Annotated in this window: 1 protein-coding gene; it reads left to right on the top strand. The window is 76.1% G+C overall.

All coding sequences use genetic code 11. The annotated features are described in order from the left end of the window. Nucleotides 1–16: 16 nt before the first annotated feature. On the top strand, nucleotides 17–817 hold an 801-nt coding region (locus FNX44_RS27315), incomplete at its 3' end, for an MFS transporter (protein WP_323369692.1).

Raw genomic sequence — 817 nt, forward strand, 5'->3', positions numbered from 1 at the left:
GGATCGCACGGGCGGGGTGTCGGATGGCGCGTTTGTGCTGACGGCCTGGTTGGCGCCGCATGTGCTGGCAGCGCCGCTGGTGGGCGCGGTGGTGGGGCGGGCGCGGCGGCCGGGTGTGTGTCGCCTGCTGGTGCTGGCCGTGTTCGCGGGGTCGATTCTTGCGCTGGCCGTACTGCTTGGGCGGGTGCCGGTGTGGCTTGTGGGCGTGGTGGCGGTGGTCGGTGGGGCCTGCGGGCCGGTGGTTTCCGGGGGACTGTCGAGTCTGGTCGCCCTGCTGGTGCCGGCGGGGCGTCGGCGTGATCGTGCCTACGCGCTGGACGCCGCGTCCTACAACGCGGCTTCCGTCGGCGGGCCTGCCGTGGTGGCGGCGGCCGTCACGTTCGAGTCGCCGTTTGCGGCAGTGGCGGGCCTGGGGATGGTGGCCGGGGTCGCGGCGCTGCTTGCGCCGTTGGTGAGGGTGGCGGCTCCGGCCGGCTCCTCCGGGCCCCCGCCGCAGAGGCTGGGGGCCGATCTGGTCACGGGGTTCGCGGTGGTCTGGCGTGTGCCGCAGCTCCGGGCGATCACCGTGGCCACCGGCGTGGCGTTCCTCGGCCTCGGTGGGCTGTCGGCCACGACGGTTCTGCTCTGCCGGGAGCTCGGACGGCCCGGGGACGCCGGGGCGTTGCTCGCGGTGTTCGCGCTGGGTGCGTTGGCCGGTTCGCTCGCGGTGGCGAGGTGGTGGCCGGCGGCGGACGCGCGAAAGGTGGCCGGGTGGACGCTCGTCGGCACGGGCGTGGCGCTGGCGACGGCGGCGGGTGCGGCGGGCGCGGCAGGAGCG

It is taken from the genome of Streptomyces alkaliterrae (assembly GCF_007097205.2).
GTDB classification, from domain to species: domain Bacteria; phylum Actinomycetota; class Actinomycetes; order Streptomycetales; family Streptomycetaceae; genus Streptomyces; species Streptomyces alkaliterrae.